General features: G+C 53.6%; 18 protein-coding genes. 5 read left to right on the top strand and 13 right to left on the bottom strand.

All coding sequences use genetic code 11. From position 1 onward, the window contains the following. Positions 1–8 precede the first annotated feature (8 nt). From potF to C1N64_RS09330, 5 genes are all read right to left on the bottom strand, one after another. Positions 9–1,118 carry a spermidine/putrescine ABC transporter substrate-binding protein PotF gene (gene potF, locus C1N64_RS09350; protein ID WP_033737662.1) on the bottom strand — a complete coding sequence of 370 codons (1,110 nt, stop codon included), beginning with the start codon at positions 1,116–1,118 and terminating at the stop codon, positions 9–11. A gap of 490 nt (positions 1,119–1,608) precedes the next feature. Continuing rightward, entirely contained in the window at positions 1,609–2,088 is a 480-nt protein-coding gene (locus C1N64_RS09345; protein WP_033737663.1) for a type III secretion system chaperone family protein, read from the bottom strand. Between the two features lie 86 nt (positions 2,089–2,174). Beyond that, on the bottom strand, positions 2,175–3,077 hold the full coding sequence (gene rimK, locus C1N64_RS09340) for a 30S ribosomal protein S6--L-glutamate ligase (RefSeq protein WP_033737664.1): 903 nt from the start codon (positions 3,075–3,077) through the stop codon (positions 2,175–2,177). A gap of 22 nt (positions 3,078–3,099) precedes the next feature. Continuing rightward, entirely contained in the window at positions 3,100–3,822 is a 723-nt protein-coding gene (gene nfsA / locus C1N64_RS09335; protein WP_033737665.1) for an oxygen-insensitive NADPH nitroreductase, read from the bottom strand. A 16-nt stretch (positions 3,823–3,838) separates the two neighbouring features. Then, a complete protein-coding gene (locus C1N64_RS09330; RefSeq protein WP_033737666.1) occupies positions 3,839–4,093 on the bottom strand; it encodes a DUF1418 family protein in 255 nt (84 codons plus the stop codon). A gap of 236 nt (positions 4,094–4,329) precedes the next feature. Between C1N64_RS09330 and C1N64_RS09325 the strand changes: the two genes are divergently transcribed. Then, positions 4,330–4,593 (top strand): GrxA family glutaredoxin, encoded by a 264-nt coding sequence (locus tag C1N64_RS09325; RefSeq protein ID WP_394515444.1) that lies wholly within the window; start codon positions 4,330–4,332, stop codon positions 4,591–4,593. Positions 4,594–4,698: 105 nt separating this feature from the next. Here C1N64_RS09325 and ybjM read toward each other — a convergent pair whose 3' ends face one another. Next, entirely contained in the window at positions 4,699–5,064 is a 366-nt protein-coding gene (ybjM, locus tag C1N64_RS09320) for an inner membrane protein YbjM (RefSeq protein ID WP_033737668.1), read from the bottom strand. A gap of 254 nt (positions 5,065–5,318) precedes the next feature. Here ybjM and C1N64_RS09315 point away from each other — a divergent pair, with 254 nt between their 5' ends. Both C1N64_RS09315 and ybjG read left to right on the top strand, forming a co-directional pair. Further along, entirely contained in the window at positions 5,319–7,007 is a 1,689-nt protein-coding gene (locus C1N64_RS09315) for an aspartate:alanine antiporter (RefSeq protein ID WP_033737775.1), read from the top strand. Between the two features lie 367 nt (positions 7,008–7,374). Next, positions 7,375–7,980, top strand: a complete 606-nt coding sequence (gene ybjG / locus C1N64_RS09310; protein ID WP_033737669.1) for an undecaprenyl-diphosphate phosphatase — start codon at positions 7,375–7,377, stop codon at positions 7,978–7,980. 91 nt (positions 7,981–8,071) lie between these two features. Here the strand turns inward: ybjG and C1N64_RS09305 are convergent, their stop codons facing one another. Continuing rightward, a complete protein-coding gene (locus C1N64_RS09305) occupies positions 8,072–9,274 on the bottom strand; it encodes a serine hydrolase (protein WP_162286248.1) in 1,203 nt (400 codons plus the stop codon). A 273-nt stretch (positions 9,275–9,547) separates the two neighbouring features. On the opposite strand from C1N64_RS09305, the gene C1N64_RS09300 reads away from it, so the two are divergent. Further along, positions 9,548–10,204: an HAD family hydrolase gene (locus C1N64_RS09300; protein ID WP_039341391.1), complete on the top strand. Its 657-nt coding sequence runs from the start codon at positions 9,548–9,550 to the stop codon at positions 10,202–10,204. Position 10,205: 1 nt separating this feature from the next. Here the strand turns inward: C1N64_RS09300 and C1N64_RS09295 are convergent, their stop codons facing one another. Continuing rightward, a complete protein-coding gene (locus C1N64_RS09295) occupies positions 10,206–11,342 on the bottom strand; it encodes a PQQ-dependent sugar dehydrogenase (RefSeq protein WP_394515443.1) in 1,137 nt (378 codons plus the stop codon). A gap of 159 nt (positions 11,343–11,501) precedes the next feature. After that, positions 11,502–12,137, bottom strand: coding sequence for a carbonic anhydrase (locus C1N64_RS09290; RefSeq protein ID WP_033737671.1), 636 nt, complete (start codon positions 12,135–12,137; stop codon positions 11,502–11,504). A 375-nt stretch (positions 12,138–12,512) separates the two neighbouring features. On the opposite strand from C1N64_RS09290, the gene rimO reads away from it, so the two are divergent. After that, the gene (gene rimO, locus C1N64_RS09285; RefSeq protein ID WP_394515442.1) at positions 12,513–13,841 is read left to right on the top strand and encodes a 30S ribosomal protein S12 methylthiotransferase RimO; all 1,329 of its coding nucleotides are present in this window, start codon (positions 12,513–12,515) and stop codon (positions 13,839–13,841) included. On the opposite strand, the gene C1N64_RS09280 is transcribed toward rimO, so the two are convergent. The 4 genes from C1N64_RS09280 to gsiB all read right to left on the bottom strand — a co-directional run bounded on the left by C1N64_RS09280 (position 13,838) and on the right by gsiB (position 17,760). Further along, positions 13,838–14,287: a DUF4385 domain-containing protein gene (locus tag C1N64_RS09280; RefSeq protein ID WP_394515441.1), complete on the bottom strand. Its 450-nt coding sequence runs from the start codon at positions 14,285–14,287 to the stop codon at positions 13,838–13,840. The genes rimO and C1N64_RS09280 overlap by 4 nt on opposite strands. Then, positions 14,284–15,189 (bottom strand): glutathione ABC transporter permease GsiD, encoded by a 906-nt coding sequence (gene gsiD / locus C1N64_RS09275; RefSeq protein ID WP_283787409.1) that lies wholly within the window; start codon positions 15,187–15,189, stop codon positions 14,284–14,286. The genes C1N64_RS09280 and gsiD overlap by 4 nt, the downstream gene beginning before the upstream one ends. After that, positions 15,189–16,115 (bottom strand): glutathione ABC transporter permease GsiC, encoded by a 927-nt coding sequence (gene gsiC / locus C1N64_RS09270; protein ID WP_058701044.1) that lies wholly within the window; start codon positions 16,113–16,115, stop codon positions 15,189–15,191. The genes gsiD and gsiC overlap by 1 nt, the downstream gene beginning before the upstream one ends. Positions 16,116–16,224: 109 nt before the next feature. Further along, positions 16,225–17,760 (bottom strand): glutathione ABC transporter substrate-binding protein GsiB, encoded by a 1,536-nt coding sequence (gene gsiB, locus C1N64_RS09265; protein WP_394515440.1) that lies wholly within the window; start codon positions 17,758–17,760, stop codon positions 16,225–16,227. Positions 17,761–17,767 lie beyond the last annotated feature (7 nt).

Below are 17,767 nucleotides of genomic sequence, written 5' to 3'. Positions count from 1 at the left end.
CCGTTTCGTTACTTACCGCTTTTAACCTTAGTCCATGCACGCGTGCGCACACGATCCAGTTTCGGATCCTGTACCTTAAGTACAAACAATTTGGCCATGGCATCCGGCGTAGGGTAAATGCCCGGATTGTTGCGGATATCGGCATTAATCAGCGGCAGAGACGCTTTATTGCCGTTGGCATAATTCATTTTGTTGGACACGTCAGCGATAACTTTCGGATCCATGATGTAATTCAGCCAGGTGTAAGCCGCGTCCACATCTTTGGCATCTTTAGGAATCGCCATCATATCAAAGAACGCCAGTGCGCCCTCTTTCGGTACGCTGTAGCCGATATTAACGCCGTTCTTCGCTTTTTCTGCGCGATTTTTTGCCTGAAGAATATCGCCGGACCAGCCGATCGCCACACAGATGTTGCCGTTGGCCAGATCGTTAATGTATTGCGACGAGTGGAAGTAACGAATATTTGGACGCAGCTTCAGCAGCAGATCGGTCGCGGCACCGGAATAATCCTTAGGATCGCTGCTGTTCGGATCTTTGCCGAGGTAGTTCAGCACGGTCGCGAAAATTTCTTCAGGTGCATCCAGGAACGAGACGCCACAGCTTTTCAGTTTTTCCAGGTTCTCAGGTTTCAGCACCAGATCCCAGCTGTTGACCGGCGCATCCGCACCCAGTGCGGCTTTGACTTTTTCAACGTTGTAGCCAATGCCGGTGGTGCCCCACAAATACGGAATGGCATATTTATTACCCGGATCGTGCTGGGCAACCTTCTCCATCAACGCCGGATCAAGATTTTTATAGTTGGGCAGTTTGCTTTTATCCAGCGGCTGGAACACGCCAGACTGCAGCTGACGCGCCAGGAAGCTGGACGAAGGCACCACCACATCGTAGCCGGTGCTGCCGGCCATCAGTTTGCCTTCCAGCACTTCGTTGGAATCAAACACGTCATAAACCACTTTAATGCCGGTCTGCTTTTCAAAGTTCGGCACGGTATCGGGCGAAATATAATCCGACCAGTTATAAACGTGCAGCGTTTTATCTTCCGCCATGGTACTGGCTGAAGCAGCCATCAGCACCCCAGCAACCACACCTGACAACCATTTTTTACGTTGGTTGAACATGTTTTTAATCCTCCTGAGCGGGTTATAACAACGCTGCACATCAGTGATCCGACATTGCGTTTTTATGATTTAAAAATCAGTGACACAATGAATCATTATTCAGTGGACGTTTAATAGTAAAAACCTATACCAGCACGGTATTCCTGCGGTTAGTGCCGCACCGCAAGCATAGCCGCCCCGTTCGGGGTTAACCATACCTCAGCGTAAAAAACGCCTGAACGTAATATTTTATGCATGTTTAAGCTATGAGGTTCGGCTTTTACGGCATAAAGAACGTCATAAATCTGGCAATTAAGGGCTTAATGCAGAATAAAACATTACGGTTACAAAATAATCTACCTCCTTCGCAATTGATAACATTGAGAATATTTGACGCTGAAGGGAAAAAACGATTATGACGCGTGCGGCAGGAAAGCCTGTGCCAGAGACAGGCAGCGTGACAGGCATAAAAAAGCCGTCCTGGCAGACGGCTTAATCACGGCGGTGAGGATCAGTGAAGAACGGAATGCATGCTGCTGGTGGCAACATGCTCTTCATCTTCACCCATCATCAGCAGGTTGTTGGCGAAGGCTTCCATGATGACCATGGAAATTTCTTCTTCGCTCTGCTTCATGAAATGCGAAAACTGGCCGAAGGTTAATCCGGCTGTGATCATCATCGACTGGCACACAATCAGCTTCGGCAGATTGTCATCCTGAATATCGATAAACGCTTTCACCGTTAACGAACTGGCGTTAATTTGCGACAGGTCACCCACCAGCGGAATTAACGCCGTCGGCTTCACTTCCGCCAGTGCTGAAAACAGAATGACGTTGTCTACCAGGTCGATTTTAGCGTCAAACACCCCGTCGAAGTTTTGCATATGCGGCAAATGCAGCGCCTGACAAGCATCACATTCAAACCAAGTGATATTTTGCTGATCCAGCCAACGACGCAGCAGGTCGATATCCGGAACGACAAGAGAATCCATTGTAAAATCCCATGGGGTGATAAATAAGCGACTTAGCTTACGGAAAAATGTGGTGAGTTTCCACGAAAACCACTGAAAAGCGCGGGTCAACCTGCGGTTTTAGGACGGTGCCCGGGGGTAGCGTACCGCTCAATATGATCGATCATCATACCTGCAATGTTAAGACCACTTGTAGTTTCAATACCTTCCAGACCGGGCGAGGCATTCACTTCCATCACCAGTGGACCGCGATTTGAACGCAGAATATCTACACCCGCGACATCCAGCCCCAACACCGCCGCCGCTTTAACGGCCATCAGACGTTCCTGCTCACTGATGTCAACGATGCGGGCTTTGCCGCCCCGGTGCAAATTCGAACGAAAATCGCCCTCTTTTGCCTGACGCTCAATGGCCGCTACGACCCGGTCGCCAATCACCAGACAGCGTACATCGCATCCGCGCGCTTCCTGAATAAACTCCTGCACCAAAATATGCGCATTCAGTCCACGAAACGCATCGATGACACTTTCAGCCGCCTGGCGGGTTTCCGCCAGAACCACGCCGATGCCCTGCGTGCCCTCGACGAGCTTTACCACCAGCGGCGCACCGCCCACCATGGCGATCAGGTCCTGTGTATCATCGGGCGACGAGGCGAACCCGGTCACCGGCATGTCGATGCCATCACGGGCGAGCAGTTGCAGGGAACGCAGTTTGTCCCGGGCACGCGTGACCGCAGCGGACTCATTGAGTGGATAGCTGCCGCACATCTCAAACTGGCGCAGCACCGCCGTGCCATAGAAGGTGATTCCGGTACCGATACGGGGAATCACGGCATCGAAGTGACCCAGCAACTCGCCACGATAATGGATACCGGGCGAGGCAGAATTGATGTTCATGTAGCAGGAAAGAGGATCAATGATTTGTACAAAATGACCACGCTGTTCGGCGACTTCACGTAAACGGCGGCAGGAATAGAGCGATCCATCGCGCGACAGAATAGCCATTTTCATCAATTAAAATCCTTGGGTTGTATTAGCGTGTTGCCCAGCCCTGCTGATGCAGGTAGTCCAGCATAAACGGGCGCGTTTCTTTAATAATCAGGCGCTGAATCAACTGACTCCAGGTTTCGCTGCGCTGGTTGCTGTCGCGTTGTTCGTAATAGATCGCCGTCCGGTTATCGTAATCAGCCAGCACGGCCGGATCCACTGGTTGATAGCGATTTTCATGCACTAACATGGCCTGGGGAATACGCGGCTTCACATCCGGCACCGATTCGGGATAGCCCAGACAAAAACCAAACAGCGGCAGGACAAATTTTGGCAGCCCCAGCAGTTCTGTTACCTGAGCGATATTGTTACGGATGCCACCAATAAAAACGCCGCCCAGCCCCAGCGACTCTGCTGCAACCATGGCATTTTGCGCCATCAGCGCCGTATCGACACAGCCCAGCAGCAGTTGTTCTGCGCGGCCCAGCTGCGCATCAGGACAAATTTGCAGATGACGATTAAAGTCAGCACAAAATACCCAAAACTCAGCGGCTTCCCCTACCCATGTCTGTCCGCCTGTTAATGTCACCAGCTGCTCACGCATGGCCGGATCGGTGATACGGATGATGGATGAGCACTGCAAAAAGCTGGACGTGGACGCCGATTGCGCCGCAGCAATAATCGCTTCGCGCTGTTCAGCGCTTACCGGCTGGTCAGTGAACGCGCGAATTGAACGGTGGCTGCACAGTAAATCGATTGTCGGTGTCATAAAGTCTCCAGCTGATTTATCTTTTTTTGTCGGAAAGGTTGAACAACTGCGGCGCAAGCGCTTTCGCACTGCGCCACATCAGGAGCCAGGCGGCAGGCAACATTAGCAGAATGCCGATGATAAACAGCGCGGTAGCCAGCCCGGGTGTAGCCAGGCGGCCCGGCAGGCCGGGGAACCAGTGATTCACAACCAGCAGTGCACAGGCAATCAGTAACCCACCCAGCGCTTCCATCACCAGCAGTGCTTTCGGCAATTTAGCGACGTTTTGCATGCGTTTCTCCTGCCTCAAGGCCAATCGCCCCCCAATTATGGTTAACATCCGCAAATTTGCACATCAGAGGTGTCGGGATTGTTCCGTTCTGCCGACGTGCGACGGATTCATCGGGGACGGGCATTAGACTAACAGGTAATTCCTGCTTTCTTTAAGCGCAACGAGCGGGCATCATAAGCGGCTTTTCTGACGTGATTCCGTGTCACTCACACGACGTCCCTTGCAAGGAGTTTTCGATGATTGCTGTTATTTTTGGTCGTCCCGGCTGCCCGTACTGCGTTCGCGCAAAAGAACTGGCTGATAAACTGCAAGCTGAGCGTGATGATTTCAACTATCAATATGTAGATATTCAGGCGGAAGGCATTACTAAAGCGGATTTAGTGGCCAGTGCGGGGAAACCGGTCAGCACCGTGCCGCAAATTTTCCTGGATGAGCAGCATATTGGTGGTTATACCGAGTTTGCCGCATGGACGAAAGAGAATCTGGGCTTCGTGGCCTGATTTCGCTCACCCGGTCAGCGCGCTGACCTCACGGGTGAGTTCTTCGTTGCCTGCATCAGATACCGTTCGCAGAGTGCCGGGTCTCTGATGCAGGCCGTTCCGGCCTTACTGTCTGATTGCCACAATCAGCTTCATCAGTCTGACGATTAATGCGCCGCATCCTGCCCAGAACATCCCACTCAGGCTCCAGACCATAATATAGTCCCAGCGTGCCGGCACAGCGAAAATACCGTGCAGCAACAGCGCCGCCAGCAAGGTGCCAACAGAAGCCATGATCAACGTACTTTTCAGCGGTGCCGAGTGCTGCATAAACGCCATCAATCCACCCGGCAGTAAAAAAAGCAACAATGCAGGCTGACTGTGCAACGCATGTTTATCCAGGGCACAAAAATCCTGGGCAAAAATAAACACCAGACAATAAAGCAGACCTCCTGACAGACAGGTCGCCCAAAAATAATAACGCTGCGGCATAACTCCCCACTCATTTAAAACACGCCAAAACATCGCTTTTGACCTTGATGAGCCTGGTGGAAATAAAAATAAACAGTCGTTTTGTGTACGAATGAAAGTCGCCAATGGCTGAGAAAGTATTTTCTGATTAGAATATTACCCGCGTTATCCGCTCAGTCATTATGGATGACGTAACGGCACGCTTACGGTCTGGACAAGATAGCGAAAAACAGACCACTCTTCAATACGTTACACGTAAACAAGAAGTTAAAATGTTGAATGTTAACATCGCAGAATTGTTAAGAAGTAATGACATTTTGTTATTATTTTTCGTACTGGCGTTGGGACTATGCTTAGGAAAATTACGTTTTGGCTCCGTCCAGCTCGGAAATTCCATTGGCGTATTAGTCGTTTCGTTATTATTAGGCCAGCAACACTTCTCGATGAATACCGATGCCCTGAGCCTGGGCTTTATGCTGTTTATTTTTTGTGTCGGCATTGAAGCCGGCCCTAACTTTTTCTCTATTTTCTTTCGGGACGGGAAAAATTATTTCATGCTGGCCATTGTCATGGTCGCCAGTGCTCTGCTGCTGGCGCTGGGCTTTGGCAAGCTTTTCGGCTGGGACATCGGTCTCACCGCCGGTGTTCTGGCGGGTTCGATGACGTCGACGCCAGTCCTGGTGGGCGCGGGCGATACGCTGCGTCAGAGCATTAGCGACCCCAGGCAGTTAGGCATCATGCAGGATCAACTCAGTCTGGGCTATGCGGTTACCTATCTGGTAGGGCTGGTCAGCCTGATTTTCGGTGCACGTTATCTGCCACGTCTGCAGCATCAGGATCTGTCCACCTGTGCTCAACAGATTGCGCGTGAGCGCGGTCTTGATGCCGACAGTCAGCGTAAGGTTTTTCTGCCCGTTATCCGCGCCTATCGCGTGGGCCCGGAGCTGGTGGAATGGAGCGGCGGTAAGAATCTGCGCGAGCTGGGCATCTATCGCCAGACGGGCTGCTATATCGAACGTATCCGACGCAACGGTATTCTCGCCAGCCCCGATGGCGATGCTGTGCTCCAGCTGGGCGATGACATTTCGCTGGTGGGCTACCCGGATGCGCACGCGCGCCTGGATCCCAGTTTCCGCAACGGGAAAGAAGTCTTTGATCGCGATTTGCTCGACATGCGAATCGTGACCGAGGAGATTGTGGTGAAAAATCACAATGCCGTGAACAAGCGGCTGAGCAAACTTAACCTGACCGATCACGGCTGCTTTTTAAACCGCGTCATTCGCAGTCAGATAGAAATGCCTATCGACGACAATATTATGCTGAACAAAGGCGATGTGTTGCAGGTCAGCGGGGAAGCCCGCCGGGTGAAAAGCGTCGCCGATCGCATCGGCTTTATTGCTATTCACAGCCAGATGACCGACTTACTGGCTTTCTGCGCCTTTTTTATCATCGGCCTGATGACAGGACTGATCACGTTCCAGTTCAGCAACTTCAGTTTTGGCATCGGTAACGCGGCCGGGCTGTTATTTGCCGGTATCATGCTGGGCTTCCTGCGGGCTAACCATCCTACCTTTGGCTATATTCCGCAGGGTGCGCTGACGATGGTCAAAGAGTTTGGTCTGATGGTGTTTATGGCAGGGGTTGGCCTGAGTGCAGGCAGTGGAATCGATCACGGTATTTCCAGTAACGGGGCGCTGATGCTGTTGTGCGGCCTGCTGGTCAGCCTGCTGCCGGTGGTGATTTGCTACCTGTTTGGTGCCTATATACTGCGCATGAACCGGGCACTGCTGTTTGGGGCGATTATGGGTGCCCGCACCTGCGCGCCAGCCATGGAAATTATCAGTGATACCGCGCGCAGCAATATTCCGGCTTTAGGCTATGCCGGCACCTATGCTATTGCCAACGTCCTGCTGACGCTGGCCGGCACGCTAATCGTCATTATCTGGCCGTTATTGCCTTTATAAAATTTTTTTACTGACGTCCAGAACTTTTTATTTTGATCACAGTCTGAATAAGTGCCACTGCTTTTCTTTGAAATCCCCAAATTGTGGAGCCCGCTGGTCTTTTTCCCGGCGGGTTTTTTTATGCCTGCTTTTCTCCCGTCCTATTTAACACAAAAAAGTCATAAAAGTTAAACCGCGTTGCAACCTCTGTGCAGATTAAGAACCTTGTGATGGACTCGCCGGGCATCTGGATTCAGGATAGCTGACTTAATTTGTTAGCAATGTGTGCTGGCAGATGCGACAGACTCCATCCGGTTTGACCTGCTTGTCAGGCTTTTTTTGGATCGAGAAAATCTGAACATCAGTAAAACGAGGAACCGTTCACGTAATGGAAGAATTAAACCGTACCCTGTTCACGGCGATTAACGCGACGCCCGACTCACCTCACTGGTTACTGCAGCTTGCCACGTTTATTGCCAGAGACGTCATTGCCATCGTGCCACTTTTGATTGTGGCGTTGTGGTTATGGGGCCCGCGCGATCAGGTTGCGTCACAGCGTGTGCTGGTGCTGAAAACCGGCATCGCGCTGCTTTACGCACTGGCGATATCCTGGTGCGTTGGTCAACTGTTACCGCATCCGCGGCCTTTCGCCATTGGTTTCGGTTATCAGTTTCTTCATCACGCACCTGACGACTCGTATCCAAGCGATCATGGCACCACCATTTTTACTTTTGCGCTGGCCTTTCTCTTCTGGCACCGCCTCTGGTCAGGCGTCATCCTGATGGTCGTAGGTACCGCAATCGCCTGGTCACGTATTTATTTGGGCGTGCACTGGCCAATGGATATGCTGGGCGGCTTGCTGGTAGGTATGCTGGGTTGTCTGGCGTCGCATCTTGCCTGGCAGCTTTATGGTGAACGCCTGTTGAATGTTCTTAACCCCGCTTACCGACTGCTGTTTGCGCTACCGATTCGTAAAGGCTGGACGCAGAGTTAATCTTTTGCTGATGTCGGCGCAAACGTACGTGGATTTCAGGGCCGAACGGGCCGCCTGCCGTAAAAAAGGGACGCCATCGCGTCCCTGATTGTTAGCTGAACCACTTCCCGAACCAGCCGTTGAACTTCATCATCACAAAATCGATCATCCGGCTGAAGAAGCCGCCCTCCGGCACATCCTGCAGCACGACCAGTGGCCGCTGTTCAATGGTTTTGCCATCCAGCTGGAAATTAATGGTGCCGACGACCTGATTCTTTTTCAGCGGCGCTTCTAACTGGGGCGATGACAGCGTATAGCTGGCTTTCAGGTTTTTCATCTGACCTTTTGGAATGGTCAGCGCGGCATCTTTCGCCACGCCCAGACTGACCTGACTCTGATCACCAAACCAGACGCGCTGCTGGGCGAACGGGGCACCCGCTTTTACTGGCGTAACCGTTTCAAAGAAGCGGAAACCCCAGGTCAGTAGCTTTTCGCTTTCACGGAAGCGAATGGCATCGCTGGCGGTGCCCAGCACCACCGAAATCAGTCGCATATCGCCCTCGGTTGCCGAGGCGACCAGATTATTACCTGCGCCTGACGTATGGCCCGTCTTGATGCCGTCAACGTGAAGGTTGGTGCTCCAGAGCAGACGGTTGCGGTTCATCTGGCGAATATGATTGAAGGTGAACTCTTTCTCTTTATTCAGTGCGTACTCTTCCGGCACGTCGCGGATCAACGCCTGACCAAGCAGCGCCATATCCCGTGCGGTACTGTACTGCCCTTCCGCATCCAGACCGTGTACCGTCATGAAATGTGTATTGGTCAGCCCCAGCGCTTTAACGTAGTTATTCATCAGCCCGATAAACGCGTCCTGACTGCCTGCCACATAGTCGGCCAGCGCGATACAGGCATCATTGCCTGACTGGATCACAATGCCTTTATTCAGCTCATGCACCGGAATACGATCGCCCGGTTTAAGAAACATCAGCGACGATCCGCGCAGTTTGGGGTTGCCGGTCGCCCAGGCATCCTGTCCTACGGTCACCATGTCATCTGGCTTAATTTTGCCGGCTTTAATTGCCTGCCCAACCACATAGCTGGTCATCATTTTGGTCAGGCTGGCTGGATCAAGCCGCTGGTCCGCATTGGACTCGGTCAGGACCTTGCCGCTGGCATAGTCGATTAAGATCCAGGCTTTGGCATCAATTTGAGGAGCATCCGGTGCCTGTACTGCCAATACAGTCATCGGTGCAATCAGTAGCAAAGAGGTGGCAGCGACGCGCCGCAGGTGAGATGAGAAGCTAGTTTTTGTCATGAGCTTGACCGGATTGTCCTTGTTAAAACGGAAAGTCAAAGGCGTGAAACCCTCTGTCAGAACGCTACCCGCTGGCGTGACTGAAAAAAACCGCTTAATCGTAAAGTTTTATAGATTTTAGTAGATTAACCCTGGCATGACCGCCGCGCGCGTGCCATTTTCCGGCAACAGTGTCGTCCATAAAAATGCGTTAAATTCCGAAATTTTCATCAGAAAGTTAAGGCCGTCACAAAACTGGGTTAACCTGACGCTATTCACTCGAGGAGAACCCGTATGGACCTGGCACTGTTTGATCTGGATGAAACGCTGATTAGTGAAGACAGCACAGGCCTGTGGCTGCGCTGGCTGGTTTCACAAGGCTTTGCGTCCAGTGAGCTGATTGAGGAAGAGCAGGCGCTCATGCGCCAGTATTACGCCGGGACGCTGTCCATTGAAGACTATATGCATAAAACGCTGTCCCCGTTAAGCGGCATGGCGACCCTGACGGTTGAGGGCTGGATCCGCCGCTTTATTCATCGCGACATTATGCCGCGCGTCTATCCTGAAGCCCGGGAACGTCTCAAATGGCATCAGTCACGTGGCGACAGAATCATTGTTATCTCCGCCAGCGGTGAACATCTGGTGACGCCGATTGCCCGCCAGTTAGGGGCCTGCGGTGCCCTCGCCATCGGTGTGGAAGTGGTGGATGAGCGCTACAGCGGCAACACCTACGGAACGATGACCTTTCAGCAGGGCAAAGTGACGCGGGTGGAAGAATGGAAAGCCCAGCGGCCGGATGAACACTACTCACATACCTGGGCTTACAGTGATTCTCTGAACGACCTGCCGATGCTGGTGCAGGCCGATTATGCTCACGTGATTAACCCTGCGGAACCGTTACGCCAGGAAGCCGAAAAACGCGGCTGGCCGGTTTACCACTGGGCGCGTTAAGTTAACCGCGGGAGGCGCTGGCGTCCTGCGCCAGCCCTACCTTCAGGAGCTTGCCGTTAGCTTCATCCGTCAACACATACAGATACCCATCCGGCCCCTGGCGGACATCACGAATGCGTTCGTTTCGCTCACCCAGCAGGCGTTGCGCCTCAACGACTTTTTCACCATTGACACGCAGTCGAATCAGTTGCTTCTCTTTCAGCGCCCCGATAAAGAGCGAGTTTTTCCACTGGGGGAAACGGGCACTGTTATAAAAGGCCATGCCGCTTAGCGCCGGTGAAACTTTCCAGTAAAATACCGGCTGTTCCGTGCCCGCCACGTGCGTGCCTTTCGATTCAGGAACCTTGCTGCCGTTGTAATCAATGCCGTAGGTCGCCAGCGGCCAACCATAATTTTTCCCTTTTTCGATCACGTTGACCTCATCGCCACCGCGTGGGCCGTGCTCACTTTCCCACATGACCTGTGTCCAGGGATTAAGCGCCAGGCCTTGTGGGTTACGTAAACCGTAGGCCCAGATTTCAGGCCGGGCACCCTGCCTGCCCACGAAAGGATTATCCCTGGGAACGCTACCGTCGCCGTTCAGGCGCAGCAGTTTTCCCTGGAGCTTGTCGAGATCCTGGGCGGCGCTGCTGACAAAATTATCCCCGAAGGCAATCCACACAAACCCCTGACGGTCAAAGGCCAGCCGGGTGCCGATATTGTTACCTCTTGAGAGCCGGGGCGTTTGGCTGATGACTTCATGAAAATCGGTCAGCTGGCGATGATCGTCGCTGAGTGTGCCATAACCCACGACGGCCCCCGCCTTGCCGTCGCTGTCCGCTTTGGTATAGCTGAGCCACACCCGACGGCTCTGGGCAAAATCCGGGGCCAGCACCACATCCAGCAGGCCGCTCTGTCGCTGCGCCCACACCGCGGGCACGCCCTTAATCGGCTCAGATAAACCGGTATCAGGTCGCCAGCTACGCAACTGGCCAGCGCGTTCAGTGATGAGTAACGTCTGGTTATCCGGTAAAAAGGCCACCGACCAGGGATGGTCCAGCTTATCCTGAAGCACCTTCACCGTCAGATCATCCGCCCATAACGGGCTGGAAACGAGTAACGCGCCATTCAGTAACAGTAGGGTGGAAACACGGGTCATAGCATTCTCCAGACAGAGGCAGTGTGTTTAAGCGTAGTCAGCCTGTCCGGCATGATGTTGAGGATTTACAAAAGATTAAACAGCGTGGGCGTGATAAAGACGGGATGAAAAAACAGGCGGTAAGGGGCCCGCGACCTGAACGGCGCGGGCAAACGGAACTTACTCGAAAAAGGTCTCGGGATTATCCGCCAGTGAGATGAACTCTTTACCGCCCGGCGTGAGCGCCAGAATGGTGCCCGACTCAATGTCGTAAACCCAGCCATGCAGACGCAGCTTGCCCTGACGTAACCCTACCGACACCGAAGGATGGGTTTTCATGTTGTTTAGCTGCGCAATCACGTTCTCCTGCACCATAGCGTTGAGCTTTTTCTCGGGTGATTCATAGTCACGCTGCTCCACCACCGCTTTGGCCGCATCGGCAAAGCGCAGCCAGTGCTCGACGGCTGGCATGCTGTCCATGCAGGCACAGGACGAAATCGCGTTCATCGCACCGCAGTTAGAGTGGCCACAGATGATGATGTCAGAAACGCCCAGCACCATCACCGCATACTCAATGGTGGCTGACACGCCACCCGGCTCCGGCCCAAAAGACGGCACAATGTTGCCCGCATTACGGATAACGAATAGCTGACCGGGTTCCTGCTGCGTGACCAGCTCCGGCACCAGACGGCTGTCTGAGCAAGAGATAAACAGGGCTTTCGGGTTCTGATTTGAGGCCAGACTTTTGAACAGCGCCTCTCTTTCAGGAAAGACAGTCTGCTGAAAACTCAGAAACCCGTTAATGATCTCTTTCATTATTTTGCTCTCACATTATCCACGTCATTGTCTGAAAGGCCAGGCTCTCAGCACTTGTTAAGCGAATCATTATTAATGAAAACAAGCAAATATCAACCAACAATATGACCTTCAAATGGCGTTATCACCTGCGTTGATAAGAAAATTAACGAATTAATTTTTAGCTATTTATTAGAAATCCTTTTGCAAAACGGCGGGTTACTGCGGTTTTCTTCCTTTCCGATCATCGGCTTAAACGCCTGTCACTCTCGGGAACCCTTTACGGTTTTTTGCGTGACTTTACACTGTTATGCCTGAGGTCAGATAACGCTACAATTTTCATCGCAACACAGGTAAAATCGCGCGCCATTGCTGTGCTGAACCGGAAACCACCTTATGTCCACTACTACTACACTGCCGCCGCGCGTGGGATTTGTCTCGCTTGGCTGCCCCAAAAACCTTGTCGACTCTGAGCGCATTCTGACGGAACTGCGCACCGAGGGCTATGAGGTGGTCCCACGCTATGACGATGCGGAAATCGTTATCGTCAACACCTGCGGATTCATCGACAGCGCCGTCCAGGAATCGCTGGAAGCGATCGGTGAAGCCCTGAACGAAAACGGCAAGGTGATTGTGACCGGCTGCCTGGGAGCGAAAGTCGACCAGATTCGCGAAGTGCACCCGAAGGTACTGGAAATCACCGGTCCGCACAGCTATGAACAAGTGCTGTCGCACGTGCACCGCTACGTGCCGAAGCCCCAACATAATCCGTTCCTGAGCCTGGTGCCGCAACAGGGCGTGAAGCTGACGCCGCGTCATTACGCTTACCTGAAAATTTCTGAAGGCTGCAACCATCGCTGCACCTTCTGTATCATCCCGTCTATGCGCGGCGATCTCGACAGTCGTGCCATTGGCGAAGTGCTGGACGAAGCAAAACGGCTGGTTGAAGCGGGCGTGAAAGAGTTGCTGGTCATTTCGCAGGATACCTCGGCTTACGGCGTGGACGTGAAACACCGCACAGGGTTCTGGAACGGCGCGCCGGTGAAAACCAGCATGGTGAGCCTGTGCGAGCAGTTAGCGAAACTCGGCGTGTGGGTTCGCCTGCATTATGTTTATCCTTATCCTCACGTGGACGACGTGATTCCACTGATGGCAGAAGGCAAGATTCTGCCGTATCTGGATATCCCGCTTCAGCACGCCAGCCCACGCATTCTGAAGCTGATGAAGCGTCCGGGTGCCGTGGAACGCACGCTGGAGCGCATTAAGCGCTGGCGTGAGATCTGCCCGACGCTGACGCTGCGCTCAACGTTTATTGTAGGCTTCCCCGGCGAAACCGAAGAAGACTTCCAGATGCTGCTCGACTTTATTAAAGAAGCGCGTCTGGATCGTGTGGGTTGCTTCCAGTACAGCCCGGTTGAAGGCGCAACGGCAAACCAGTTACCCGATCCGGTCAATGACGCAGTGAAACAGGAACGTTATGACCGCTTTATGCAGTTGCAGCAGCAGATCTCTGCCGAGCGCCTGCAGGAAAAAATCGGCCGTGAAATTATGGTCATCATTGATGAAGTCGATGAAGAAGGCGCGATTGGTCGCAGCATGGCTGACGCGCCAGAGATCGATGGTGCCGTTTATCTGAATGGCGAGAGCAACGTTAAGCCGGGCGATGTTCTGCGTGTCAAAGTGGAACATGCTGACGAATACGATTTGTGGGCGAGCCGCGTCTAACCATACTTCTGCTGGTGCGCTTTTTTGCGCGCCAGATAGTCGTCATCTGCCCGTAGCTTATCCCAGTACGCTTTGAAAATGGCCGCCGCAGCGGCCTTTTCTTCGTCCCTGCCCCGGGGCAACTCCTTGCCCTCCGCATCGTATTTTCGTCCGCCCTTATGGTTGCTGTAGCGGCGCGCACGGGTGTAGCCCATTTGAATAAATTTGCGCGCCATGTCCATGCCCACAAAGTCATCCTGCTGGCGATAGGCTTCGAACAGCCGCATGATTTCTTCTGCCGAGGCTTTCGCAACCTCAACGTTACGAAAACGCCAGTGCGGCAGGATTTCGCCTTTATAGGGCTGGACCATCAGCACGCCCTGCTCACCGCGCCCGACCTGATAACGTTCAGGATGTTTGCGGAAGTCGATGGTGCTGAAGTCTTGTTCATAGTCAAAAGGTTTCATGTCTTCAGTTTAGGATCAAGTGCGTCACGTAGCCCGTCGCCAAGCAAATTAAAGGCTAAAACCGTGAAAAAAATAGCCAGTGCCGGAAAAATCGCCACGTGCGGCGCGATAACCATATCCGCGCGCGCTTCGTTGAGCATCGCGCCCCACTCTGGCGTCGGTGGCTGCGCGCCCAGCCCCAGAAATGACAGGCTTGCGGCGGTGATAATCGAGGTCCCGATGCGCATGGTGAAGTACACCACAATAGAGGATACCGTGCCGGGCAGCAGGTGACGTATCATGATCGTCCAGTCTGACGCTCCGATACTGCGGGCTGACTCGATGTAGGTTTGCCGTTTCAGTACCAGCGTATTGCCGCGCACCAGGCGGGCAAAGGCGGGAATACTGAATATCGCCACGGCGATAATGACGTTACTGATGCCACTGCCCATGATGGCCACGACGGCAATCGCCAGCAAAATGCCGGGAAACGCAAACAGCACGTCGCAGATGCGCATGGTGATCCTGTCCCACCAGCCTTCATAGTAGCCCGCCAGCAGTCCTGCCAGCGTCCCCACTATCGCCCCTATCGCGACGGAAACGAAGCCGGCGAGAAGCGAAATTCGGGTTCCCACCAGCACGCGGCTAAAGATATCGCGTCCCAGTGAATCCACGCCAAACCAGTGCACCAGTGAGGGGCCGTCGTTGAGTCGGTCATAATCAAAGTAATTTTCCGCATCGAATGGCGCGACATACGGTGCCGTAAACGCCAGTACGATCAGCACCAGAACAAACAGGCCCGCCAGCAGAGCGACCGGCTGACGACGAAAGCGTCGCCAGAATTCCCGCCAGGGCGTTCTTACCCGGTTGCTGTCCAGCAGTGGCATGTTTTTGAGTGCCGCTTCCCGTCGCCAGTTTTTCATCAGGTGTCCTTAAAGCGAATCGCCGGGTTAATGACGGCATACAGCATATCGACAATCAGATTGATCAAAATAAACTCCAGCGAAAACAGCAATACCTCTGCCTGAATCACCGGATAGTCACGCATCTGTACCGAATCCACCAGCAGGCGTCCCAGCCCCGGCCAGTTGAACACGACCTCAACCACAATCGAGCCACCCAGCAGGAAACCAAACTGCAGGCCCATCATGGTGACCACCGGTATCATGGCATTCCGCAGACCGTGCTTAATCACCACGCGGTACTCACTGACGCCTTTGGCACGCGCGGTGCGCATGTAATCTTCCTGCATCACCTCCACAAAGGATGCCCGGGTGAAACGGGCCATCACAGCCGCTACCGCCGCGCCCAGCGTGAGAGAGGGCAAAATATAGTGCTGCCAGCTGTCTGCGCCCACCGTAGGCAACCAGCCCAACTGGACGGAAAACACGTCCATCAGTAACATGCCCAGGGCAAAAGCCGGAAAAGAGATACCCGAAACTGCGAGCGTCATGCCGAGGCGATCCGGCCAGCGATTGCGCCATACGGCCGAAACAATGCCGATCGCCATGCCCAGGATCACCGCCCACACCATGCTGGTGAGCGTCAGCCACAGGGTTGGCATAAAACGCGTAGCGATTTCCGCCGAAACCGGACGCCGGGAAACCAGCGACTGACCAAAATCCCCCTGCAGCGCATTGACGATAAAGTGCACGAACTGCACCGGCAGGGGTTTATCCAGGCCCAGCTCCTGACGGACCAATGCCACCACAGACGCATCGGCTTCCTGTCCGGCAATCAGCCGCGCCGGATCGCCCGGCAGCAAATGGACAAACAGAAACACCAGCACTGCCACGATAAACAGCGTGGGAATCAGGCCCAGCAGGCGTTTAAGAAAATAGTTAACCATGTGACATCCCACACAACAGTCAGCAGCGCAGCTGACCTGCCCGGTGCCTCATTGCTGACGAGGCACCGGGCATCACACATCCTGTTCAGGACAGAACAGGTCCGGCGACTTACTTCATCTCGGCGTCATCAAAACTGAATGACGTGTCCGGCATCATGTAAAAACCGCTCAGGTTTTTGCTGTGTGCGGACACCAGTTGCTCCACCACCAGCGGGATCCACGGATGATCGTTCCAGATGGTGTCCTGCGCATCTTTATACAGTTTGGCTTTTTCCGCCTGATCGGTCGTTTTCAGCGCGTCGGCCAGGTCTTTATCCACCTTCGGATTGCTGTAAAACGCCGTGTTGAAGATCGCCGGTGGCCAGGCTGCGGTTGCGAACAACGGCGTCAGCGCCCAGTCGGCTTCACCCGTTGAGGCTGACCAGCCAGTGTAGAACATGCGCACGCCACTCTCTTTCTGGCCCTTGCCTTCCACTTCCGCTGCGCGCTGTCCCGCATCCATCGCGGTCACTTTCACCTTCACGCCGACCTGTGCCAGTTGCTGCTGAACAAACTGCAACACTTTCTGTGCCGTGCTGTGGTTATGCGACGACCAGAGCGTGGTGCCGAAACCGTTCGGATAACCCGCTTCTTTCAGCAACGCTTTTGCTTTAGCGGGATCGTAAGGAATGGGCGGATACGTTTGCGCATAGGCAATAGAGGGAGGCACTATGCCGGTAGCAGGTGTGGCATAACCGGCGAACGCAACTTTAACCAGTGCCTGGCGGTTGATCGCGTACTCCAGCGCCTCACGCACTTTCGGATTATCAAACGGTTTTTGTGTCACATTCAGGCTGATGTAGCGCTGCATGATGGAGGGGGATACCACCACGTCCAGCTTGCTGTCCTTCTCCAGCAATTTGGCCTGCTCATAAGGCACCGGGAAGGCAAAGTTCGCTTCACCGGTCTGCAGCATGGCCGCACGCGTATTGTTATCCACGACCGGGCGCCACGTAATACTGTCGAGTTTGGGATAGCCTTTTTTCCAGTAGCCGTCCCATTTCTTCACCTTCACAAAGTCGGTCTGATTCCAGGTCACAAATTCGAACGGCCCGGTGCCCACCGGATGAAAACCGATGTCCTTACCGTATTTTTTCAGGGCGGCAGGGGAAATCATCACCGCCGCAGGGTGCGCCAGGATATTAATAAAGGCCGAGAACGGCTGCTTCAGCGTAATCTTCACCGTCGTGGGATCGACCGCTTCCGTGCTGGCGATGTATTTAAACAGGTTATAACGTTTGAGATGGTTGTCGGGATTACTGGCCCGATCCAGGTTGACCTTGACCGCCTCGGCATTAAAGTCGGTGCCATCCTGAAACTTCACGCCTGAGTGCAGCTTGATGGTGTAGGTCAGGCCATCGCCGCTCACCGTGTAACTGTCCGCCAGCACATTGGTCAGCTTCATATCTTTATCAAAGCCAAACAGCCCCTGATAAAATGATTTCGCGACCGCCTGGGACAAGGTGTCGTTAGCGTCATAGGGATCAAGCGTGGTGAAATTTGAGGCGACGGCGATCACCGCATCACCCGCGGCCCAGGCGGGCAGCGTCATGACGCTACTTAATATCCCTGCTGCCAGTAAGCTTCTACGCATCGTTATCTGCATTGTTTTC

This window comes from Pantoea sp. SGAir0215 (assembly GCF_043543215.1).
The sequence above is the reverse complement of the archived record's forward strand: the minus strand, read 5'-3'. Positions and strand labels throughout refer to the sequence as shown.

Coding starts and splice junctions, on each gene's coding strand:
- potF (WP_033737662.1), bottom strand. CDS start 1,118: ATGTTCAACCAACGTAAAAAATGGTTGTCAGGTGTGGTTGCTGGGGTG.
- C1N64_RS09345 (WP_033737663.1), bottom strand. CDS start 2,088: ATGGATTCTCTTGTCGTTCCGGATATCGACCTGCTGCGTCGTTGGCTG.
- rimK (WP_033737664.1), bottom strand. CDS start 3,077: ATGAAAATGGCTATTCTGTCGCGCGATGGATCGCTCTATTCCTGCCGC.
- nfsA (WP_033737665.1), bottom strand. CDS start 3,822: ATGACACCGACAATCGATTTACTGTGCAGCCACCGTTCAATTCGCGCG.
- C1N64_RS09330 (WP_033737666.1), bottom strand. CDS start 4,093: ATGCAAAACGTCGCTAAATTGCCGAAAGCACTGCTGGTGATGGAAGCG.
- C1N64_RS09325 (WP_394515444.1), top strand. CDS start 4,330: ATGATTGCTGTTATTTTTGGTCGTCCCGGCTGCCCGTACTGCGTTCGC.
- ybjM (WP_033737668.1), bottom strand. CDS start 5,064: ATGCCGCAGCGTTATTATTTTTGGGCGACCTGTCTGTCAGGAGGTCTG.
- ybjG (WP_033737669.1), top strand. CDS start 7,375: ATGGAAGAATTAAACCGTACCCTGTTCACGGCGATTAACGCGACGCCC.
- C1N64_RS09305 (WP_162286248.1), bottom strand. CDS start 9,274: ATGACAAAAACTAGCTTCTCATCTCACCTGCGGCGCGTCGCTGCCACC.
- C1N64_RS09300 (WP_039341391.1), top strand. CDS start 9,548: ATGGACCTGGCACTGTTTGATCTGGATGAAACGCTGATTAGTGAAGAC.
- C1N64_RS09295 (WP_394515443.1), bottom strand. CDS start 11,342: ATGACCCGTGTTTCCACCCTACTGTTACTGAATGGCGCGTTACTCGTT.
- C1N64_RS09290 (WP_033737671.1), bottom strand. CDS start 12,137: ATGAAAGAGATCATTAACGGGTTTCTGAGTTTTCAGCAGACTGTCTTT.
- rimO (WP_394515442.1), top strand. CDS start 12,513: ATGTCCACTACTACTACACTGCCGCCGCGCGTGGGATTTGTCTCGCTT.
- C1N64_RS09280 (WP_394515441.1), bottom strand. CDS start 14,287: ATGAAACCTTTTGACTATGAACAAGACTTCAGCACCATCGACTTCCGC.
- gsiD (WP_283787409.1), bottom strand. CDS start 15,189: ATGAAAAACTGGCGACGGGAAGCGGCACTCAAAAACATGCCACTGCTG.
- gsiC (WP_058701044.1), bottom strand. CDS start 16,115: ATGGTTAACTATTTTCTTAAACGCCTGCTGGGCCTGATTCCCACGCTG.
- gsiB (WP_394515440.1), bottom strand. CDS start 17,760: ATGCAGATAACGATGCGTAGAAGCTTACTGGCAGCAGGGATATTAAGT.